At 72.3% G+C, this 21376-nt stretch carries 16 protein-coding genes and 1 rRNA gene; 8 read left to right on the forward strand and 9 right to left on the reverse strand.

The genetic code is table 11. From position 1 onward, the window contains the following. Nucleotides 1–332 precede the first annotated feature (332 nt). Nucleotides 333–947 carry an ATP-dependent endonuclease gene (locus tag ACFW9D_RS29985; RefSeq protein ID WP_384627038.1) on the forward strand — a complete coding sequence of 205 codons (615 nt, stop codon included), beginning with the start codon at nt 333–335 and terminating at the stop codon, nt 945–947. 79 nt (nt 948–1026) lie between these two features. Here ACFW9D_RS29985 and secA read toward each other — a convergent pair whose 3' ends face one another. Further along, on the reverse strand, nt 1027–3876 hold the full coding sequence (gene secA, locus ACFW9D_RS29990; RefSeq protein WP_188338572.1) for a preprotein translocase subunit SecA: 2850 nt from the start codon (nt 3874–3876) through the stop codon (nt 1027–1029). 198 nt (nt 3877–4074) lie between these two features. Here secA and ACFW9D_RS29995 point away from each other — a divergent pair, with 198 nt between their 5' ends. Both ACFW9D_RS29995 and ACFW9D_RS30000 read left to right on the forward strand, forming a co-directional pair. After that, complete coding sequence (locus ACFW9D_RS29995; protein WP_188338571.1) at nt 4075–4650, forward strand: GNAT family N-acetyltransferase; 576 nt, start codon at nt 4075–4077, stop codon at nt 4648–4650. A 74-nt stretch (nt 4651–4724) separates the two neighbouring features. After that, complete coding sequence (locus tag ACFW9D_RS30000; RefSeq protein WP_384627020.1) at nt 4725–5912, forward strand: winged helix-turn-helix domain-containing protein; 1188 nt, start codon at nt 4725–4727, stop codon at nt 5910–5912. A 33-nt stretch (nt 5913–5945) separates the two neighbouring features. Here the strand turns inward: ACFW9D_RS30000 and ACFW9D_RS30005 are convergent, their stop codons facing one another. From ACFW9D_RS30005 to mtnA, 7 genes are all read right to left on the reverse strand, one after another. Continuing rightward, entirely contained in the window at nt 5946–6698 is a 753-nt protein-coding gene (locus ACFW9D_RS30005; RefSeq protein WP_384627022.1) for a response regulator, read from the reverse strand. Nucleotides 6699–6918: 220 nt separating this feature from the next. Next, a complete protein-coding gene (gene hpf / locus ACFW9D_RS30010) occupies nt 6919–7614 on the reverse strand; it encodes a ribosome hibernation-promoting factor, HPF/YfiA family (RefSeq protein ID WP_188338568.1) in 696 nt (231 codons plus the stop codon). 337 nt (nt 7615–7951) lie between these two features. Further along, entirely contained in the window at nt 7952–8710 is a 759-nt protein-coding gene (locus ACFW9D_RS30015; RefSeq protein WP_384627041.1) for a ComF family protein, read from the reverse strand. Nucleotides 8711–9112: 402 nt separating this feature from the next. Continuing rightward, complete coding sequence (locus ACFW9D_RS30020) at nt 9113–10870, reverse strand: LpqB family beta-propeller domain-containing protein (RefSeq protein WP_188341523.1); 1758 nt, start codon at nt 10868–10870, stop codon at nt 9113–9115. 236 nt (nt 10871–11106) lie between these two features. Beyond that, complete coding sequence (mtrB, locus tag ACFW9D_RS30025; protein ID WP_384627025.1) at nt 11107–13227, reverse strand: MtrAB system histidine kinase MtrB; 2121 nt, start codon at nt 13225–13227, stop codon at nt 11107–11109. Between the two features lies 1 nt (nt 13228). Then, the gene (mtrA, locus tag ACFW9D_RS30030) at nt 13229–13918 is read right to left on the reverse strand and encodes a two-component system response regulator MtrA (protein WP_018529990.1); all 690 of its coding nucleotides are present in this window, start codon (nt 13916–13918) and stop codon (nt 13229–13231) included. Nucleotides 13919–13922: 4 nt separating this feature from the next. Further along, entirely contained in the window at nt 13923–15128 is a 1206-nt protein-coding gene (mtnA, locus tag ACFW9D_RS30035; protein WP_384627028.1) for an S-methyl-5-thioribose-1-phosphate isomerase, read from the reverse strand. Nucleotides 15129–15268: 140 nt separating this feature from the next. Here mtnA and ACFW9D_RS30040 point away from each other — a divergent pair, with 140 nt between their 5' ends. The 5 genes from ACFW9D_RS30040 (at nt 15269) to ACFW9D_RS30060 (ending at nt 21193) form a co-directional block, all read left to right on the forward strand. Then, on the forward strand, nt 15269–16573 hold the full coding sequence (locus ACFW9D_RS30040) for a glycerophosphoryl diester phosphodiesterase membrane domain-containing protein (RefSeq protein WP_384627030.1): 1305 nt from the start codon (nt 15269–15271) through the stop codon (nt 16571–16573). Between the two features lie 4 nt (nt 16574–16577). Beyond that, nucleotides 16578–17264: a DUF4129 domain-containing protein gene (locus ACFW9D_RS30045; protein ID WP_384627032.1), complete on the forward strand. Its 687-nt coding sequence runs from the start codon at nt 16578–16580 to the stop codon at nt 17262–17264. Nucleotides 17265–17431: 167 nt separating this feature from the next. Beyond that, nucleotides 17432–18868, forward strand: a complete 1437-nt coding sequence (locus ACFW9D_RS30050; protein ID WP_384627044.1) for a DUF4350 domain-containing protein — start codon at nt 17432–17434, stop codon at nt 18866–18868. Next, complete coding sequence (locus tag ACFW9D_RS30055; protein ID WP_188341521.1) at nt 18868–19857, forward strand: MoxR family ATPase; 990 nt, start codon at nt 18868–18870, stop codon at nt 19855–19857. The genes ACFW9D_RS30050 and ACFW9D_RS30055 overlap by 1 nt, the downstream gene beginning before the upstream one ends. A gap of 25 nt (nt 19858–19882) precedes the next feature. After that, nucleotides 19883–21193 (forward strand): DUF58 domain-containing protein, encoded by a 1311-nt coding sequence (locus ACFW9D_RS30060; RefSeq protein ID WP_384627035.1) that lies wholly within the window; start codon nt 19883–19885, stop codon nt 21191–21193. 102 nt (nt 21194–21295) lie between these two features. Here ACFW9D_RS30060 and rrf read toward each other — a convergent pair. Continuing rightward, nucleotides 21296–21376 (reverse strand): 5S ribosomal RNA (gene rrf, locus ACFW9D_RS30065); the annotation flags it as partial.

Genomic DNA, 21376 nt, shown 5'->3' on the forward strand with positions numbered 1-21376 from the left:
GTCCGCCCCCGGGGGCCGCACCGCTCCCGCACCCGGCCCCCGCCGGAAAGGGCGCCGCAGCGGACGCGCCCCCCCAGGGGCGCGGGGAACTGCGCGACCAGCCACAACGGCACCGCACCCGGCAACGATCCCCGACCCCTACGGCGAAGACAGCCCAGCCCCGGGTGCGCACGATTCATCAAGGCCCAGCTACGGCACCGCCACATCAGGCCCCGCACAGAAATCCGCTGTCGCCCCGCCCACCCAAGACGCAGACTCGTGTCATGACGACAGATGCGGCGAAGACGGCGGATACGGCGGAGGACCCGGAGGGCCGGGGCGCGGCGACGGACATGGCCGCGTTCCGGAAGGCAGTCGTCGCATGGGCGTCCGGCGGCCCCGGCGACCGCGCCCGCACCCTGGCCACCCGCCTCCCCGTCCGCACCGCCGTCCTGCTGGAGGGCCCGAGCGACGCCGCGGCCGTCGACGCCCTCGCCGAACGCCACGGCCGCGACCTCGCCGCCGAGGGCATCTGCGTGCTCCCGATGGGCGGAGCCATGAGCATCGCCCGCTTCGCCGCCCTGCTCGGCCCCGACGGCCTCGGCCTGCGCCTGACCGGCCTGTGCGACGAGGCCGAGCGCGGCTTCTACGAGCGCGGCCTGGAGCGGGCCGGCGTCACCGGGCAGGAGCAGGAGTTCTACGTGTGCGCGGCGGACCTGGAGGAGGAGCTGATCCGCGCCCTCGGCGTCCCGCGCGTCGAGGAACTCGTCCGCGAGGAGGGCGAGCTGCGTTCCCTGCAGACCTTCCAGCGCCAGCCCGCCCAGCAGGACCGCACGGCCGCCCAGCAACTGCGCCGCTTCCTCGGCACCACCAGCGGCCGCAAGATCCGCTACGGCCGCGTCCTGACCGAGGCCCTGCCCTCGGCCCGCGTCCCGGCCCCGCTGGAGTCCCTGCTCGCCGCCCTGTGACACCCCTGGGCACACGGAAGGGGCCGGACACCTGGTGTCCGGCCCCTTCCGCTACGTACGACCCACTACCGCGCCACCGTCACTTCTTGCGGCGGCCACGGCCCTTCTGCTGCTTGCGGCGCTCGGCACGGGTCAGACCGTCGGCCTCGGAGCGGGTCGGGCCGCCCTCGGTCACGAAGTCGCCCTCGTCGACGCCACCCTCCGCGTTCGGCGCCTGGAAGTGCAGGCGGTCCGGGCGCTGCGGCGCGTCGAGGCCCTTGGCACGGATCTCCGGGCGGGACGCCCCGGCCTGCGCCGGAACGGTGTCCTCCGGGGACTTCTCCAGGGAGGTGGGCGCCGCGTCCTGGACCGGCACCTCCTCGACCTGCTGCTCGACCTGGACCTCCAGGTTGAACAGGTAGCCGACGGACTCCTCCTTGATGCCCTCCATCATGGCGGTGAACATGTCGAAGCCCTCGCGCTGGTACTCGACCAGCGGGTCCTTCTGCGCCATGGCCCGCAGGCCGATGCCCTCCTGGAGGTAGTCCATCTCGTAGAGGTGCTCACGCCACTTGCGGTCGAGCACGCTCAGCACGACACGGCGCTCCAGCTCACGCATGATCTCGGAGCCGAGCTGCTCCTCGCGGGCCTCGTACTGGGCGTGGATGTCGTCCTTGACGGCCTCGCCGATGAACTCGGCGGTGAGCCCGGCACGGTCCCCCGCCTCGTCCTCCAGCTCCTCGACGGACACCTTGAGCGGGTAGAGCTGCTTGAAGGCGCCCCACAGCCGGTCGAGGTCCCACTCCTCGGCGAAGCCCTCCGCCGTCTCGGCGCCGATGTAGGCGTCGATCGTGTCGTCCATGAAGTGCTGCACCTGCTCGTGCAGGTCCTCGCCCTCCAGGACGCGGCGGCGCTCGCCGTAGATGACCTCGCGCTGGCGGTTGAGGACCTCGTCGTACTTCAGGACGTTCTTGCGCGTCTCGAAGTTCTGGGTCTCGACCTGCGACTGGGCGGAGGCGATGGCGCGGGTGACCATCTTGTTCTCGATCGGGACGTCGTCCGGCACGTTGGCCATCGACATCACGCGCTCGACCATCTGGGCCTTGAACAGACGCATCAGGTCGTCACCGAGCGACAGGTAGAAGCGGGACTCGCCCGGGTCGCCCTGACGGCCGCTGCGTCCGCGCAGCTGGTTGTCGATACGGCGCGACTCGTGGCGCTCGGTGCCGAGGACGTAGAGCCCGCCGAGGCTCTTGACCTCCTCGAACTCCGCCTTGACGGCCTGCTCGGCGCGCTCCAGGGCGGCGGGCAGCGCGGCCGCCCACTCCTCGACGTGCTCGACCGGGTCGAGGCCGGCCTGGCGCAGCTCGGCCTCGGCGAGGTCGTCCGGGTTGCCGCCGAGCTTGATGTCGGTGCCGCGGCCCGCCATGTTCGTCGCGACGGTGACGGCGCCCTTGCGGCCCGCCTGGGCGACGATCACGGCCTCGCGGTCGTGCTGCTTCGCGTTGAGCACCTCGTGCTGGATGCCGCGCTTGCTGAGCTGCTGGGAGAGGTACTCGGACTTCTCGACCGACGTCGTACCGACGAGGATCGGCTGGCCCTTCTCGTGCTTCTCCGCGATGTCGTCGACGACCGCGTCGAACTTGGCGACCTCGGTGCGGTAGATCAGGTCGGCCTGGTCCTTGCGCTGCATCGGCTTGTTCGTCGGGATCGGGACGACGCCGAGCTTGTAGATCTGGTGGAACTCGGCGGCCTCGGTCATCGCCGTACCCGTCATGCCGGAGAGCCCGGGGATCTCCTTGCCCTCCTGGTCGTGACGCTGGTAGAGGCGGAAGAAGTTCTGGAGGGTGATCGTGGCGAGCGTCTGGTTCTCGTCCTTGATGTCCACCCCTTCCTTCGCCTCGATCGCCTGGTGCATGCCCTCGTTGTAGCGGCGGCCGGCGAGGATACGGCCGGTGTGCTCGTCGACGATCATGACTTCGCCGTCCATGACGACGTAGTCCTTGTCCTTCTTGAAGAGCTCCTTCGCCTTGATGGCGTTGTTCAGGTAGCCCACCAGCGGCGTGTTCACCGACTCGTACAGGTTGTCGATGCCCAGCCAGTCCTCGACCTTGCTGACGCCGGACTCGTGGATGGCGACGGTGCGCTTCTTCTCGTCGACCTCGTAGTCGCCGGTCTCCTCGATGCCCTTCAGCGGGTTGCCCGCCTCGCCCTTCTTCAGGCGCGTGACGAGCTTCGCGAAGTCGCCGTACCACTTGGTGGCCTGGTCGGCGGGGCCGGAGATGATCAGCGGCGTACGGGCCTCGTCGACGAGGATCGAGTCGACCTCGTCGACGATCGCGAAGTTGTGGCCGCGCTGGACGAGCTCGTCCTGGGACCACGCCATGTTGTCGCGCAGGTAGTCGAAGCCGAACTCGTTGTTCGTGCCGTACGTGATGTCGCAGGCGTACTGCTCGCGGCGCTGGGCCGGCGTCATGTTCGCCAGGATGCAGCCGACGCTCAGGCCCAGGAACTTGTGGACGCGGCCCATCATCTCGGAGTCGCGCTCGGCCAGGTAGTCGTTCACCGTGATCAGGTGGACGCCCTCGCCGGACAGCGCGTTCAGGTACGCGGGCAGGGTGCCGACCAGGGTCTTGCCCTCACCGGTCTTCATCTCCGCGACGTATCCGAGGTGGAGGGCGGCGCCGCCCATCAGCTGGACGTCGTAGTGACGCTGGCCGAGCACGCGCTTGGCGGCCTCACGGACGGTGGCGAACGCCTCGGGCAGCAGGTCGTCGAGGCTCTCGCCGTCGGCGTACCGCTGCTTGTACTCGTCGGTGAGGCCCCTCAGCTCGGCGTCGGTGAGGCCCACGAAGTCCTCTTCGATGGAGTTCACCTGGTCCGCGATGCGGTGCAGCTTGCGCAGGATCTTGCCTTCGCCTGCACGCATGATCTTCGAGAGGACGGACACGGGGGTTGGTCTCCTTGCCGGTCGGGCCTGGCACGGTCGGTTACCCAGGCGACAGCCTGAGCAACGGCCATCGTATGCGAGGACCCCACCGCGCCGGGAGGTCTGCCATCAGGTCCAACGGACGGGCGGCTCGGAAGGTGCCGGTACGCGGCAGGAAAACTGGTGACATCCGCCGTCCGCCCCGAGCAGAATCGGGCGATGGACCCCGTGACGCTGACCACCGACCGCCTGCAGCTGCGCACGTTCGTGCCCGCCGACATCGACGAGGTGTTCGCGGCGGCCCAGGACCCCGACATCCAGCGCTGGACCACGGTGCCGTCGCCCTACGCGCGCGTGGACGCCGAGTACTTCGTGCAGCAGATGGTCCCCGACGGCTGGCGGGCCGACACCGAGTACACCTTCGCGGTGCGCCGGGACCCGGACGGACCGATCGTCGCCGCGATCTCGCTGCACCACCCGCGCGCGGGCGCGTGGGAGGTCGGTTACTGGACGCACAAGGAGCACCGGGGCCGGGGCTACATGACGGAGGCCGTCCTGGGCGTCGCCCGCTGGGCCTTCACGGAGCTGGCCTGTGTGCGGCTGGAATGGCGCGCGGAGGCGGGGAACGTGGCGTCCCGCACGGTCGCCGAGAAGGCGGGCTTCACCGTGGAGGGCGTCCTGCGCGCGGGCCTGCTCAACAAGGGCGTCCTCCGGGACTGCTGGATCGGCGCCCTCCTCCCCTGCGACGTCCCCCTCCCCAGCCCTCTGCCCTACCTCCCGGCCCCGACTCCCTGACCCGCCCCCGGCGGCCCGCCAGGGGCCCCTCAGCCCGGCCCCGACTGTCAGTGCCGCCCCCTAAAGTTCGGGCCATGACGACCCCGCCGCGTCCCACCGCCACCGTCACCCTGACCGCCGACGAAGCCCGCCGCATCGCCCTGCGGGCCCAGGGCTTCCTGGGCGCCCCGGACCGCAGGGCGGGCGTGCGCGGCGTCCTGCGCCACCTGGGCGCGGTCCAGCTCGACACGATCTCGGTCCTGGCCCGCTCGCACGAGCTGATCCCGTACGCCCGCCTCGGCGCGGTGGGCCGCAGAACGGTCGAGGACGCGTACTGGTCGGCGGCGACCCCGGCCCGCCCCCACGCCTTCGAGTACTGGTCCCACGCGGCCTGCATCCTCCCCATCGAGGAGTGGCCCCACTTCGCCTTCCGCCGCCGCGCCTACCGCACCCGCCCCCACTGGAACCACGAGCTCACCCCCGGCGCCTACGACCAGGTGATCAAGCAGCTCCGCACCGAGGGCCCCCTGACCGCCACGGAGCTCGGCGGCGCGAAGAACAAGGGCGAGTGGTGGGACTGGTCGGAGTCCAAGATCGCCGTCGAGCGCGCGCTCATGTACGGCGAGGTGGTCTGCGTGGAGCGCCGCGGCTGGAAGCGCGTCTACGACCTGGCCGAGCGCGCCGTCCCCGACGAGCTGCTGCACGACGACCTGGACGACAAGGAGTGCGTGCGCCGTCTGGTCCGCCAGGCCGGCGAGGCCCTCGGCGTCGGCACCCGCTCCGACCTCGCCGACTACCACCGGCTCAAGGCCGAGCAGTTCGACGCGGTGGTCGAGGAGACGGGTCTGGTGCCGGTGACGGTGGAGGGCTGGGGCGGCAAGCCGGCCTGGGCGGACCCGGCGGCCCTGGAGTCGGCCCCGCGCGGCCGGCACCGTACGACGCTGCTGTCCCCGTTCGACTCACTGATCTGGGAGCGGGCCCGCACGGAGCGCGTCTTCGGTTTCGCCCACCGGCTGGAGGCGTACGTGCCGAAGCCGAAGCGGGTGCACGGCTACTTCGCGATGCCGGTGCTGGCGGGCGGCCGCCTGGTGGGCCGCGTCGATCCGGCACGCGAGGGCTCGACGCTGGTCGCCAAGCAGGTCTCGCTGGACGGCCCGAAGGCGGCGCCCGCGGTGGCGGAGGCGCTCCGGGAGGCTGCGAGCTGGGTGGGCTGCGACACGGTGCGGGTGGAGCGCATGGCCGACCCGGCCCTGAAGAAGGCACTCGTGGCGGCCCTCTCCTAGCGCCTTCACGGCGCCGGGAAGAGGGCGCGGCGCCTATCGGATCTCGAGAATCTTCTCCCGCATCGCGTACACCACGGCCTCCATCCTGGAGTGCAGCTGAAGCTTCTCCAGGATGTTGCGCACGTGGTTCTTCACCGTGTTCTCGGAGATGAAGAGTTCCTTGGCGATGTCCCGGTTGTTCATCCCCGTGGCGACGAGCTTGAGCACTTCCAGCTCCCGGTCGGTCAGCCGGGGCGCCGGGACGAGCCGGCGCTCGTCGGTGCGCTGGATCATCGATTTGAACTCGGTGAGCAGTTTCGACGCCATGGAGGGGCTGATCTGCGACTGCCCGTCGGCGACGGCGCGAATGGCGGTCGCCACCTCGTCGGTGGAGATCTCCTTGAGGAGATATCCGGTCGCGCCGGCCTTGATCGCCTCGTAGAGATCGGCTTCCTCGTCGCTGATCGTCAGCATGATGATCTTCGCGCTGGGCGCCACCTCCTTGATGGAGGTGCAGGCCTCGATGCCGCCTCTTCTGGGCATCCGCACGTCCATGAGGACGATGTCGGGCAGCAGGTCGGCCGCCTTGTCCACCGCCTCCGCGCCGTCGCCCGCCTCGCCGACGACCTGGATGTCCTCCTCGGCCTTGAGGACGATCTCGAGCCCGCGCCGGAACAGGGCGTGGTCGTCCACCACGAGCACCCGGATGGGCTCCTTGCGCGGGGAGCCGGCATCCGGTCCCATGCCGGCGCCGTCGCCGGCCGCGCCGGCGTCCTCGCCTCGCATCGGTCCGAAGCTGTCCGCCATCGTTCCTCCCCCTGAAGGCCGTGGCCCGTCTTCCAGTGCCGGGCCAACCCGAGGCGCCAGCACACCGGTTGACCCGGCTCGGCCATGATTTCATGCCTCGGCGTCCGCGCGGCGACGGTGCGGTGCACGAGGGGGTCGCACGAGGGTGCCCCCGGGGGCGCACGCGCACTCCAGGGGCACCCGATGAGTGGGTTTTCGGACAGCCGCCCGTGGGCCGGGCTCAGCCGCCGATGGCGTCTCCCGCGTCGGCGGCCCGCGCCTGGGCGACCATCGGGTCGGTGCTGACGTGGATGACGCCGTAGTCGTAGGCGTGGCGCCGGTAGACGACGCTGGGTTCCTTGGTCTCGGAGTCGACGAACAGATAGAAGTCGTGCCCGACCAGCTCCATCTCGTAGAGCGCCTGGTCGAGCGACATGGGCGCCGCCACGTGGGTCTTCTCCCGTACGACGAGCGGGCCTTCGCCCTGCACCTCGAGGGATCCGATCCTGGTGGTCGGTACCCCGTTCACCTCGGACTCGTCCTTGGCGATGGTTCCGTCCCCGTTGAGCGTCGCGGCGTCCGGGACGCGCTCGGCGACCTCCGCCGCCGAGATCCGCCGGGCACCGCGCCGTGTGGACCGCTTGCTGTGCTGCTTGCGCAGTCGGGCGTCCAGCTTCTCCGTGGCCAGGTCGAGCGCCGCGTACGGGTCGTTCGCCGCGGCTTCCGCCCGGATCACGGGGCCACGGGTGCGCAGCGTGATCTCCACGCGGTCGCACCGGTCGGCCTGCCGGGGGTTGGGCTCCTTGGACACCTCCACGTCGAGGCTGATCACCTTGCCGTCGAGCTTCTGGATCTTCTCCAGCTTCAGCTTTTCGGCCACGTGCTTGCGGAACCGCTCAGGTACCTCGGTCTTGCGGCCCTTGACGACGATGTCCACGCAGAACTCCGTTCCCGGATAGCTCCGCTCCTCGGCGGAGCATCTCCCTCTTGCACCAGACTCCGGCCACTTCCGGAGTCGCGGACTCGGTGACTTCCACCTCCTCCTCCCCCGCGGACAAGATCTCCACCCCACCACTCCGGGTGATTGCGAAAATCTTTGTACAGACCCACGGGACGGGCATTCCGAGTATGCGAGGTCCGGCGCCGGTCTTTCCTGCCGAGTTCCTCACAACCGAACATATCTCGCCCGGACGGATGTCGTCACCCTCTACCGACGCGTACCTCCATTCAGGTGAACGAACCCTCTCACTACCTGCAACGACGCAGATTCAGCATCAGTTCCGGTTTATCTCGAAGGAATCCGGAGAAGCGGCGATCACGGCACCGTGAAGGGCGATCCGAGCTGCCTTTTCTCCATCGGAAGGAGTGCTTCCGGTAAGTGTTATGGAACGCGTTCCGCAGGGAAGGGCCGCCCGGACCGCGCGTGCGGCCTCGGCGAGCGAGGCACCGGTCGTCATGAGGTCGTCGACCAGCACGATCCGGCCAACTTCGGCGAGCAGGCCCGCACCGCCCTCGACGACCTCCAGCGCACCCGCCACATTGGCGAGCCGCTCCCGCGCGTCGAGCCCCGCCTGGTCCACCGGCGTACGCCGCTGCCGCAGCACGGCCAGCACCCGCGCCGGCACCCCCGACCTCCGCAGCGCACCCGCCGCGGCGCGAGTGATCCGCAGTGTCGGGTCGTGCCCCCGCGCCCGCACGGCCCGCCGCGCGGAAGGCATCGGCACCAGCGCCACGGCTCCCCTCTCCCCGCCGGCTCTCACCGCGGCGGCGAGCGCCGCACCCAGCGGCCGTACGAGCCCCAGCGCTCCCCGCTCCTTGTGCTCCAGCAGCACGCCGCGCACCGCACCCCCGTAAACCGCGGCGGCATGCACCACCGGCAGCCCGACGGGCTCGGGCCGGGGCCGCACCCGCCCCACGCCCCGCCCGTCGAGCGCCGCCGCGCACCGCCCGCACAACGCCATCCGACCCTCCCCGCACCCCGCACAGGAACCCGGCAAAACAAGCCCCCACACCTCACCCCAAACCCCCCGCATCCCCCCAACATGCCAACCGAACCCCATCCCAACAACCCCTGTGGAAAACCCACCGTCGGGACGACTCCGTCGCGGAGGGCGACCGACACAACGCCCCCTGGGGCGCACGAAGTGCGCCTTCAGGGGCGCGGGGAACTGCGCGAGCAACCACGACGGCGCAGCACCCGACCACAACGCTCAACCCCAACGGCGGCAGGCCAAACAGGAGCGCCGGCCATATCCGACCAGCAACTTCATCCCAGGCCGCACGAAGTGCGCCTTCAGGGGCGCGGGGCTGTACCCGATCAGCGCCTCCGTCGCGGGGCGCGACCAGCCACGACGCCACGACACCGCGGCACCCGGCCACGAACCCCCAACCCAGCGGCGCGGCCCCGCGAACCCGCCCCACCGACAGGCAACCACCTACCCGGGATAGACAGGCGCGGTCCCATCCTTGAGCACGGACTGCCAAGCCGCCCCGGAGGGCAACCGCACGACCCCGTCATCCGAGTGCGCCAGCAACGGCAACCCGTCATCCTCAGACGCCGCGATCTCACTCACCCGAGTGAGCCCCGGCAACGCCTGCCCCGTAGGCGCGGACCCGTCGCACTGCACGTACCGGATCTGCTGCAGCCCCCCGGCCTCCCGCCCGACGACCACGAGCCGGCTGCTGCCGGCCCAGGAGACGGCCGTGACCTCCTCCATCTGCGGCGCCGCGGCCCGCAGTTCGGTCACCGAGACGTCCGTCCCCCCGTCCCCGTCGGACCGCCGCTCGACCCGCCCGATCCGCAGGGACGTCGTCCCCTTCTCCGTGACGAGCAGCGCGATCCGCGCCCCGTCCGCGGACATCTTCACGGCCTCGATCCGCGCCCCGTCCCCGAGCCGGTCGACCGGAACGACCTGCTCCTGGTCGGCCATGCCCTGCCCGTACATGAGCAGCCGCGCGTTCTTCGGATCCCGGTCGGCGACCCACAGGTCACCGCGCCCGTCCCAACTCGGCGTGGAGAAGCCGTCGTTCTCCTTCTTCGCCCGGCTGTGCGCGACGGCGTCTCCGAGCGAGGCCCCGGACACCATCGACGTCACGTACAGGTCGCTTCCCGTGTTCGACACCGCGGCGGCCCGGTCCTGGTCCCGCGACACGGCGACGGAACGCAGCACCTGCTCGCCCTCGCCGAGCGGCCCCGGAACCCGCTCGGGCTCCCGGTCCGAACTGCTCTTGCCCGGCATCCGCACGAGCCGCCCCTTGGCGTCCAGGAAGTACTGGTCGTCGAGGCGCCCGGAGGTGCGCGGCGCGAGCGCCTGCGCCCCGCCCTCGGACAGCGCGCACAGCAACCGCCCGTCGGAGCGCTCCAGTTCGACCTCTTCCACACTGGACGAGGACAAGTCGCGCAGCGAGAAGAGGAGTTGCGCCGCCATCTCCTTGCAGCGGCTCGGACTGGCCGCGTCCGCACTCCGGTTGAGCGGCACGGTCAGCTTGTTCGCGTCGTCCGGCGTCAGCGTCTTCACGCCGCTCTTGAGCGCCGTGTGCGACGGGAACGCCGACCGTACGACCGGCCCCAGCCAGCTCGTCGGGCCCTTGATGACCTCGCGAACCGTCTCGGTCAGGGGGTCCGTCCACTGCCGCACGAAGACGGGGTCGGCGACGAGCCGCTTCGGCGCGTCCTCGGCGGAGGCCTGCGGATCGTCGGCGTAGTAGTACTTGTTGACGGACTGGTAGATGCGCTGGAAGTCGGACGCACCCAGCACGACGCCCTCGGGCGGCGAGTCGATGCGCCACTGCTTGCCCTTGGCCGTGTCCACCTGCGTGAGGTGCAGGTTGCCCCGGTACGTGCGGTCCTGCGGCCGGTAGGCCTGCCGCTTGTCCACGAGAGCGACCTGACGGCCGGTCACCTCGTAGAGGTGGCCCTCGTCCCCCGGGTCGGGACGGCTCGTCGGCCGCGGATTCGGGCCGTCGGCGAGCACCACGGTCTGCTGCCCGGGCTGCCACGCCTTCGCGGCCTTGGGCGTCAGATACTTCCGCGCGATGGCGTACGAAGGGTCGTCGCTGGTCAGCGCGTCGAGGAAGCCGTCGACGATGCTGCCGGGGCCCACGTTGTCCCGCGGCGGCAGGGCGAAGACGCGGACCTGGGAGTCCGGCCGCTGCGACGCCTCGACGGACTGCATGCCGCCGGAGTCCGGCATGGACGCGCACCCGGACAGCACGATCACCCCGGACCCGGCCAGGGCGCCGGCCCGGGTGAGCCCCCGGCCGGTCCTCACGGGACCGCCGGGCCCACGCCGCCCGGCGCGCTCCTCCACGGCCCCGGGGGCGCGGGAGGCGTCCCCGTCCGGCGTGCCGAAGGCCGATCCACGCAGGCCGAGGCCGACGAGGCGCCCCCTGATCCGCCGCGTCACCCGCTGGTCACCCACGCCCGCCGTCACTCCCCTCGCCGCTCACCGGCACCGGTGCGCGACTCCTCCTGCTCGCCTCCGGACATCCCGGGGCGCTCCGCGTCCGCCCGATCCGTCCCGGGGGCCGCCCCGTCACCGGACCGCTCCACGTGCTCGCCCGGCTGCCGCGGCACACTCACCGCTCCGCCACCGCTTCCGTTCGCCCGGGGGACGACCCGGGCACCGCTGCCCGGCAGCGCCGTCGGATCGGCCTCCACCGACGCCTGCGCCCCGCGCGGGGCGAGCGGCTGCTGCGCGGCGCTCCCCGAGGGCGGCTGGACCGGCACCGTGGCCCGCTTGTGCCCGTCGTCGGCCGGCAGCCCGGCCTCGCCGAGCCCGCGGTTGCGCCGCGAGTCCTCCGGCTCCAGCGGTATCGGCGACCCGCGCAGCGGCTCGTCCGCCGTCCGCGGCAGCGTCAGCCGGAACTGCGAACCGCCACCGGGCTCGCCCCACGCCTGCAGCCAGCCACCGTGCAGCCGCGCGTCCTCCAGGGCGATCGACAGGCCGAGGCCCGTACCGCCGGTGGTACGCGCGCGTGCCGGGTCGGCCCGCCAGAAGCGGCTGAACACCCGTGTCGCCTCGCCGGGCTTCAGCCCGACGCCGTAGTCGCGCACGGCCACGGCGACCGCGCCGCCCGCCGCGGCGAGCCGCACGACGACGTCCTTGCCGTCACCGTGCTCCACCGCGTTCACCACCAGGTTGCGCAGCACGCGCTCGACGCGCCGCGCGTCCGCCTCGGCGACCACCGGCTGCTCGTCGCCGACGATCCGCACCCGGCTGCCCTTGCGCTCCGCGAGCGGCTCCGCGCCGCCCACGACCCGCCGCACGACCTCCCGCAGATCGATCGGCTCCGCCTCCAGAGCCGCGGCGCCCGCGTCGAACCGGCTGATCTCCAGCAGGTCCGCGAGCAGCGACTCGAACCGGTCGAGCTGATCGGCCAGCAGCTCCGCCGACCGCGCGGTCACGGGATCGAAGTCGACCCGCGCCTCGTGGATGACGTCGGCGGCCATCCGTACGGTCGTCAGCGGCGTCCGCAGCTCATGGCTCACGTCCGACACGAAGCGGCGCTGCATCCGCGACAGATCCTCCAGCTGCTGGATCTTCAGATGCAGGTTCTGCGCCATCTTGTTGAAGGCCTCGCCGAGCCGCGCGATGTCGTCCTCGCCGGTGACCTTCATACGTTCCTGGAGGCGGCCCGCGGAGAGCCGCTCGGCCACGCCCGCCGCCATCCGCACCGGGGTGACGACCTGCCGCACCACGAGCCAGGCGATCGCCCCGAGCAGCACGACCACGAACAGGCCGGCCGTCGCGAGCGTCCCTCTGACCAGGCTCAGGGACTTCTCCTCCTGGGTGAGCGGGAAGAGGTAGTACAGCTGGTAGCCGTGCCCCTGGGGGTCGACGAGCCGCTTGCCGATGACCAGGCCGGGCTGCGACTCCTGGCCGCCGTCGTAGTAGATCCGCGTGTACTTCTGGGACGCGCCGGTCATCCGGTCGACCCGGTCGCGCAGATCGTCGGGGACGCTGCGGTCCGGCTCGACGAGCCCGGAGCCACGCGGCGCCCGCCCGTTGCCCCCGTCGGCGTCGCTGGCGCCGAGGGTCACCACGTTGAACGCGCCCTTGCCACCACTGGCCAGCTGCGTGACCAGGTCGCTCAGCCAGATGTTCGGATTCAGCTGGGTGCGGCTGTCCCCGGACGCGCCGTCGCGCACCCCGGCCGCCGCCGTGTCCGCCCGGTCCTTGGCCGCGCGGAAACCGCCCTCGGCCTGGCTCTGCGAGGCCTTCACCTTCGCGTCCAGCAGGCCGTTGCGCACCGAGCCGATGACGACGATGCCGAGCAGCAGCACGACACCGAGCGACATGAGCAGGGTCGTCACGACGACCTTCAGCTGGATGTTGCGCCGCCACAGCCGTATCGCGGGCAGCAGCGGACGCCGCACCCAGCGCGTGAACAGCCGCAGCAGCGGGCTGCCGTTCATCCCGCCCTGGAGCACCAGCCCACCGTCGAGCACCCGGCGCAGGCGGGAGCCCCGCCCGAGCGCCGGTCCCACAGGCCGCTCCGGACGAGACCCCGACGTGGCGGGCGCCGAAGCGGCACTGTCCCGGGACACGTCAGCTCGGTCCGGCCTTGTAACCGACGCCACGGACGGTCACGACGATCTCCGGACGCTCAGGGTCCTTCTCGACCTTGGAGCGCAGCCGCTGCACATGCACGTTGACCAGGCGGGTGTCCGCCGCGTGGCGGTAGCCCCACACCTGCTCGAGGAGCACCTCACGCGTGAACACCTGCCACGGCTTACGGGCGAGCGCGACCAGCAGGTCGAACTCGAGCGGGGTCAGCGCGATCGACTGCCCCTCCCGCTTCACCGAGTGCCCGGCCACGTCGATGACCAGGTCACCTATGGCCAGCTGCTCCGGTGCCGGCTCCTCCGAACGGCGCAGGCGCGCCCGGATCCGGGCCACCAGCTCCTTCGGCTTGAACGGCTTCACGATGTAGTCGTCCGCGCCCGACTCCAGGCCCACGACCACGTCGACGGTGTCGCTCTTGGCCGTGAGCATCACGATCGGAACCCCGGACTCCGCCCTGATCAGGCGGCACACCTCGATACCGTCCCGACCGGGAAGCATCAGGTCCAGGAGCACCAGATCGGGCTTGGTCTCACGGAAAGCGGCCAGCGCCTTGTCGCCGTCGGCAACGAACGACGGCTCAAAACCTTCACCACGCAGCACAATGCCGAGCATCTCGGCCAGTGCGGTGTCGTCGTCGACGACAAGGACTCGTCCCTTCATGGACCACATCATCCCATTAGCTCATCGTTGACTGGCGTGACCTGTCACACAGCTCACGCAAGCCCTCAGCAGTCACAGGCGCCACAACGCCCCATTCGGTGACGATCGCCGTCACCAGATCCGGCGGCGTCACATCGAACGCGGGGTTGTACGCCTGCGTCCCCAGCGGTGCCACCGCGATTCCGCCACCTGCCTCCACTCCCGCCGACAGCGCCCGCGGCGCCGTGAGCTCCGTCACCTCATGCCCCGAACGCTGCTCCACCTCGATGGACGCACCGTCGGGCGTCTCCGGATCCACCGTCGTCACCGGCGCCACCACGATGAACGGCACGTGGTGGTACCGGGCCAGGACAGCGAGCGGATAGCTCCCCACCTTGTTCGCCACCGAACCGTCGGCGGCGATCCGGTCCGCCCCGATCAGCACCGCGTCCACCTCACCAGCGGCGAACAGCGAGCCCGCCGCGTTGTCCGTGAGCAGCGTGTAAGGCATCCCGTTGCGCGCGGCCTCGTACGCGGTCAGGCGCGCACCCTGGAGCAGCGGCCGCGTCTCGTCCACCCACAGCCTGCGCAACCGTCCCTCACGATGCGCCGAGAGCGCCACCGCGAACGCCGTGCCCTCCCCGCCCGAGACCAGCGCCCCGGTGTTGCAGTGCGTCAGGATCCGGTGCTGCCCGCCCGGCAGCAGCTCGTCCAGAAGCCTCAGCCCGTGTTCCGCCATCCGGGCACTGCCCTCGGCGTCCTCCCGGTGCAGCGCCCGCGCGGCGGCGAGCGCGGCACCGGCCGCCGCCTCCTCGCCCCGTGCCGCGAGCACGGCCTGATGGGCCTCCTGCGCCCGGCGCACCCCGTAGGCCAGATTGACCGCCGTCGGCCGGGCCCCGGCCAGCGCCTGCGCCGCCTCGGCCACGTCGAACCCGCGCGCGGCGGCCAGCGCCACCCCGTACGCCCCGGCGATCCCGAGCAGCGGCGCCCCGCGCACGGCCAGCGCCCGGATCGCCTGCACCAGGCCCTGCGGATCCGTGCAGACCAGCTCGGCCTCCTCGGCCGGCAGCCGGGTCTGATCGAGCAGCACGAGCACCGGCCCCTCCGCGGACTCGTCCCAGCGGATCGCCGGAATGCCGAGGGAGCCGACAGAGCCGAGGACTCCGTGGGTGTCGGCCGTCCCGGGCTGTATGTCCCCGGTGAGCCGTATGTCCTCGCCGGATTGCGCGTGCTGATCAGCCATCCGCCCAGTCTGCCCCCTGAAGCGCCGACAATTGAAGGCCTCCAGCTCTTACGGGCCCAGGTCAACCCGCGCCCACCCCATGGCACGATGGCAGCCGAACTGCCGCCGCGACCGCGGACGGGCACCTTGAAGGAGCGACGATGAACGACACTCCGGGCTGGGCAACGCCCGGATCTGCCCCGTCCGACGGCCCCGAGGACCGACGCCAGGACGACCAGCGTCCGAGCGACGACCAGAAGGACACCTCCGGCCCCAAGTGGTCCGCGGAGCAGCCGCCCCCGGCCCAGTGGTCCGCCCCCTCCGGCGGCACGGACACCGGGGCCGGCTCCGGCCAGGCCCCGCCGCCCCCGCAGGCGCCGGGCCAGGGCTGGGGCACCCCGCCCCCGGGCGGCCCCGGCGGCGGTCAGGGCTGGGGCGGAGGCTACGGCGGTTACGGCGGCTGGCAGGGCAAGCCCGCGGCCGCGAAGCCCGGTGTCATCCCGCTGCGCCCGCTCGGCGTCGGCGAGATCCTCGACGGCGCCGTCTCCACGATGCGCACGCACTGGCGCACCGTCCTCGGCATCTCGCTCGCCGTCGCCGTGCTCACCGAGATCCTCGTCGTCCTCCTGCAGGGCATCGTCCTCAAGGACGCCGCGAACTCCGAGGCCCTCCAGAACCCCGACGCCACGCCGGGCGAGGTCTTCGACGCCATGGGCGGCCTCATCGTCGGCACCGGCGCGGTCCAGATCGTCACCCTCCTCGGCACGATCATCGCCACCGCCCTGCTCACCACGGTCACCAGCCGGGCCGTGCTCGGAAAGTCCGTCACCCTCGGCGAGGCCTGGCGCGACGCCCGCCCGCAGATCCTGCGCCTGCTCGGCTTGACCCTGCTCCTGCCGCTGATCGCCGTCGTGATCGTCTTCGTGGGCGCGGTCCCCGGCATCCTCCTGGCAATCTTCGGCTCGGCCGACGCCGGCGCCGCCCTCGGCATCCTCGGCGGCATCGTCGGCTTCGTCATCGCGATCTGGCTCATGATCCGCTTCTCCCTCGCCTCCCCGGCGCTGATGCTGGAGAAGCAGACCGTCGGCAAGGCGATGAGCCGCTCCGTGAAGCTCGTCCGCGGCTCCTGGTGGCGCGTCTTCGGCATCCAGATCCTCGCCTCGCTCATCGCGGGCGTCGTCGCGTCGATCATCCTCGTGCCCTTCACCGTGATCGCGGGCGCGGTCAGCGGCGACGGCATGAGCACCTTCCTCGACTCCGGCGGCGACGCCGGCTGGGCCTTCCTGATCATCAGCGGCATCGGCGCCGTGGTCGGCTCCACGATCACCTTCCCGATCACCGCGGGCGTGACCGTGCTGCTCTACATCGACCAGCGCATCCGCCGCGAGGCCCTCGACCTGGAGCTCGCCCGCGCCGCGGGCCTCCAGGACTACGCCGACACCCCCGGCACCACCCCGGGGAGCTGATGGAGTGAGCGCACTGGGGGGAGTGCTCACCGCGCCGGCCCTGCTGACGCGCGCCGGCGGCGACGAGCCGCCGGTCACCATCTCGCGGGAAGCCGCGCGCGAGGCCGCCCGCGACGAGCTGTCCAAGCCCGCGTACCACGAGAACGACCCGAGCTGGTACATGCGCGCCCTCGACGCGTTCTGGGACTGGGTCGGCGACCTCTTCTCCGCCGCGTCCGGCGCCACTCCAGGCGGCGCGGTCGGCCTCGTCGTCATCGTCCTGGCCGTCCTCGCCGCCGGCGCCGCCCTCTGGTGGCGCCTCGGCACCCCCCGCCGCCTCCCCCGCACCGAGGCCCCGCTCTTCGACGACCGCCCCCGCAGCGCCGCCGAACACCGCGCCGCCGCCGAGGCCCACGCCGCCCAGGCCCACTGGAACCAGGCCGTCCAGGAACGCATGCGCGCCCTCGTCCGCTCCCTGGAAGAACGCGCCCTCCTCGACCCCCGCCCCGGCCGCACCGCCGACGAAGCCGCCACCGAGGCCGCCCGCCCGCTCCCCGGGCACGCCGAGGCCCTCCGCGCGGCGGCCCGCACCTTCGACGACATCGCGTACGGCGGCCGCACCGCCACCGCCGCCATGTACGCCGCCCTGACCACCCTGGACACCGAGGTCACCCGCACCACCCCCACCCTCCCCGAGGGAGCCCTCCGGTGACCCCCCAGAACCCCGGCACCCCGCGCCGCCCAGACGCCCCGAACTCCCCCGGCCACACCCCGGTCACCCCTCCGGCGCACCCTTCCGCTCCGCACACCCCCGGTCGCCCGCACACCAGCGACCCGACGCCGGAACCCGACGCGCCGCACCGTGACCGGACCGGCCCCCTGGCCACCCCCGGCCGGCCCGCACGCCCCGAAGACGGCCCGAGCCCCGACGCCCCGCACCCCACGGAGCAGCCCCCGGCCGCACCCCCGCACCCCTCGCCTCACACACCTCACCCCGCACCCCACCCGGCTGCTCACACCACTCCCTCGCCGACGCCACCCCCCGGCCCGACGACCGGGGCGACGACGACCCTCACCGCACCCCCGCCGACGCCCCCGACCCCCGGCACCGGCGGCACCTCCACCACCCCCACCGTCCGCCAGGTATGGACCCGCACGCGTGGCATCGCCCTCGCCCTCGTCCTCCTCCTGATCGCCGGCATCGCGATCGCCGCCGTCCGCTCCGGAGAACGGCACGGCACGCTCGACCCCCGCTCCGCCGACCGCTTCGGCAGCCGCGCCGTGGCCGAACTCCTCGCCGACCGCGGCGTCGACACCCGCGTCGTCACCACCGCGCCCGAGGCCCGCGCCGCGGCCGGCCCCGACACGACCCTCCTCGTCGCCGTCCCCGACCTGCTGACGCCCCACCAGCAGCGCCGCCTCGCCGCGACGGCACACGGCCCCGGCGCCGCCGGCCGCACCGTCCTCGTCGCCCCCGGCACCTCCGCCGTGGAACGACTCGCCCCAGGCGTCACCGCCGACCCCGAACCCGCCCCGGACACCACACTCGACCCCGAGTGCAGCCTCCCCGAGGCCCGCCGCGCCGGCCCCGCGGACACCGGCGGACTCCGCTACGGCACGACACTCCCCGACGCCGACACCTGCTACCCGAGCAACGGCTCCGCCACCCTCCTGCGCCTCCCCACGCTCCCCTCGGACACCGGCACCGCAGACCGCACCGGCGACACCGTGATCCTCGGCGCCCCCGACATCCTCCTCAACGACACCCTCGACGAGCAGGGCAACGCCTCGCTCGCCCTCCAACTCCTCGGTACCCGCCCCCACTTGGTCTGGTACCTCCCCTCCCTCTCCGACACCTCGGCCGCCACCGACGCGCAGAACCAGCGCGGCTTCTTCGACCTGATCCCCAAGGGCTGGCTCTGGGGCACACTCCAGCTCTTCATCGCTGCAGCCCTCGCCGCCCTCTGGCGCGCCCGCCGCCTCGGCCCCCTGGTCCCCGAGCGCCTCCCCGTCACGATCCGCGCCTCCGAGACCACCGAAGGCCGCGCCCGCCTCTACCGCAAGGCGAACGCCCGCGACCGCGCCGCAGCCGCCCTGCGTCTCTCCACCCGCACCCGGCTCGCCCCCCTCATCGGCGTCCCCCCGTCCCAGGCCCACACGCCCGAGACCTTCCTCCCCGCCCTGGCCCGCCAACTCCCCACCCCGGACCGGGACCTGCACACCCTCCTCTTCGGCCCGCCCCCCGCGACCGACGCAGCACTCATCGCACTCGCCGACCACCTCGACGCCCTCGAAAGAGAGGTACGCCATTCATGATGGACCCGACCACTGACAACGCCGGGCCCACGACCGATCCCCGCAGCTCACGGGCTTCCCTGGAAGCCCTGCGCGCCGAGATCGCCAAGGCCGTGGTCGGCCAGGACCCCACCGTCACGGGCCTGGTCGTGGCCCTCCTGTGCCGCGGCCACGTCCTCCTCGAAGGCGTGCCCGGAGTCGCCAAGACCCTCCTCGTCCGCGCCCTCGCCGCCTCCCTCGAACTCGACACCAAACGCGTCCAGTTCACCCCCGATCTGATGCCGAGCGACGTCACCGGCTCCCTGGTCTACGACACCCGCACCTCGGAGTTCTCCTTCCAGCCGGGCCCCGCCTTCACCAACCTCCTCCTCGCGGACGAGATCAACCGCACCCCGCCCAAGACCCAGTCCTCCCTCCTGGAAGCCATGGAGGAACGCCAGATCACGGTCGACGGCACCCCGCGCCCCCTCCCCGACCCATTCATGGTCGTCGCGACCCAGAACCCGGTGGAGTACGAGGGCACGTACCCCCTCCCCGAAGCCCAGCTGGACCGCTTCCTCCTCAAGCTCAACGTCCCGCTGCCCACCCGCCAGGACGAGATCGACGTCCTCACCCGGCACGCCGGCGGCTTCAACCCCCGCGACCTGCGCGCCGCCGGCATCCGCCCCGTCGCCACCGCCGCCGACCTGGAAACAGCCCGCGCCGCCGTCGCCAAGACCACGATCTCCCCCGAGATCACGGGCTACGTCGTCGACATCTGCCGCGCGACGCGGGAATCGCCCTCCCTCACCCTCGGCGTCTCCCCGCGCGGAGCCACCGCCCTGCTCGCCACGGCCCGCGCCTGGGCCTGGCTGACCGGCCGCGACTACGTCACCCCCGACGACGTCAAAGCCCTGGCCCTGCCGACCCTCCGCCACCGCATCCAGCTCCGCCCGGAGGCCGAGATGGAGGGCGTCACCCCGGACTCCGTGATCAACGCGATCCTCACCCACGTCCCCGTCCCCCGCTGACGAGGCCGGAGCCGAGAGAACCGACATGGCCCTCACCGGACGCACGGCCCTGCTCGCCGCGCTGGGCTCCCTCCCCGTAGGGATCTGGGAGCCCAGCTGGACGGGCATCCTTGCCGTGAACACCCCGCTGGCCCTGGCCTGCGCCTGCGACTTCGCCCTGGCCGCCCCCGTACGCCGCCTGCGCCTCACCCGCTCCGGCGACACCTCCGTACGCCTCGGCGACCCGGCCGACGTCACGCTCACCGTCACCAACCCCTCGCGCCGCCCCCTGCGCGCCCAGCTCCGCGACGCCTGGCCGCCGAGCACGTGGCGCCCCGGCACCGAGTACGCCTCGTCCCGCCTCCGCGTCACAATCCCCGCGGGCGAACGCCGCCGCGTGACGACCCGCCTGCTCCCCACTCGCCGAGGCGACCGCAAAGCCGACCGCGTCACGGTCCGCTCCTACGGGCCACTCGGCCTCTTCACCCGCCAGGGCACCCACGACGTCCCCTGGACGCTGCGCGTCCTCCCGCCGTTCCACAGCCGCAAGCACCTGCCCTCGAAGCTGGCCCGCCTCCGTGAACTCGACGGCCGCACAAGCGTCCTGACCAGGGGCGAAGGAACCGAGTTCGACAGCTTGCGCGAATACGTTCCGGGCGACGACACCCGATCCATCGACTGGCGCGCGACCGCCCGCCAGTCCGCCGTCGCCGTCCGCACCTGGCGCCCGGAACGGGACCGCCACATCCTGCTCGTCCTCGACACGGGCCGCACCTCGGCCGGCCGCGTCGGCGACGCCCCACGCCTCGACGCCTCCATGGACGCCGCCCTCCTGCTGGGCGCCCTGGCCTCCCGCGCCGGCGACCGCGTCGACCTCCTCGCCTACGACCGCCGCATCCGCGCCCTCGTCCAGGGCCGCACCGCGGGCGATGTCCTCCCGGCGCTGGTCAACGCGATGGCCCTGCTGGAGCCGGAGCTGGTCGAGACAGACGCCCGCGGCCTGACCGCGACGGCCCTGCAGACCGCTCCCCGCCGCTCGCTCATCGTTCTTCTCACGTCGCTGGACGCGGCCCCCGTGGAAGAGGGCCTTCTCCCGGTCCTCTCCCGCCTCACCAAGCGCCACACGGTGATCGTGGCTTCGGTGGCGGACCCCGCGATCGAAACGATGGCAGCGGCCCGCGGCACCACGGAAGCGGTCTACAACGCGGCCTCGGCAGCCCAGACGAAGGCGGAACGCCTCCGCACCGCCGACCAACTGACCCGCCACGGCGTAACGGTCGTGGACGCGACCCCCACCGAACTGGCCCCGGCCCTGGCCGACGCCTACCTCGCCCTCAAATCCGCCGGCCGCCTCTAGTCCCGCCCCGTTCCACCCAGGGGCGGCGGCCTCGGACGGAATACCCCCGTAAACGCAGAAAACCCCGGACCGTGTCCCGGTCCGGGGCTTTCTTCAAAATTTGTTCGGCGGCGTCCTACTCTCCCACAGGGTCCCCCCTGCAGTACCATCGGCGCTGTGAGGCTTAGCTTCCGGGTTCGGAAT

The organism is Streptomyces sp. NPDC059524 (assembly GCF_042749255.1).
Lineage (GTDB): Bacteria > Actinomycetota > Actinomycetes > Streptomycetales > Streptomycetaceae > Streptomyces > Streptomyces xanthii.

Coding starts and splice junctions, on each gene's coding strand:
- ACFW9D_RS30060 (WP_384627035.1), top strand. CDS start 19,883: ATGGCCCTCACCGGACGCACGGCCCTGCTCGCCGCGCTGGGCTCCCTC.
- ACFW9D_RS29985 (WP_384627038.1), top strand. CDS start 333: ATGGCCGCGTTCCGGAAGGCAGTCGTCGCATGGGCGTCCGGCGGCCCC.
- ACFW9D_RS29995 (WP_188338571.1), top strand. CDS start 4,075: ATGGACCCCGTGACGCTGACCACCGACCGCCTGCAGCTGCGCACGTTC.
- mtrA (WP_018529990.1), bottom strand. CDS start 13,918: ATGATGTGGTCCATGAAGGGACGAGTCCTTGTCGTCGACGACGACACC.
- ACFW9D_RS30020 (WP_188341523.1), bottom strand. CDS start 10,870: ATGCCGGACTCCGGCGGCATGCAGTCCGTCGAGGCGTCGCAGCGGCCG.
- ACFW9D_RS30040 (WP_384627030.1), top strand. CDS start 15,269: ATGAACGACACTCCGGGCTGGGCAACGCCCGGATCTGCCCCGTCCGAC.
- ACFW9D_RS30055 (WP_188341521.1), top strand. CDS start 18,868: ATGGACCCGACCACTGACAACGCCGGGCCCACGACCGATCCCCGCAGC.
- ACFW9D_RS30015 (WP_384627041.1), bottom strand. CDS start 8,710: ATGCGGGGGGTTTGGGGTGAGGTGTGGGGGCTTGTTTTGCCGGGTTCC.
- ACFW9D_RS30005 (WP_384627022.1), bottom strand. CDS start 6,698: ATGGCGGACAGCTTCGGACCGATGCGAGGCGAGGACGCCGGCGCGGCC.
- mtnA (WP_384627028.1), bottom strand. CDS start 15,128: ATGGCTGATCAGCACGCGCAATCCGGCGAGGACATACGGCTCACCGGG.
- ACFW9D_RS30000 (WP_384627020.1), top strand. CDS start 4,725: ATGACGACCCCGCCGCGTCCCACCGCCACCGTCACCCTGACCGCCGAC.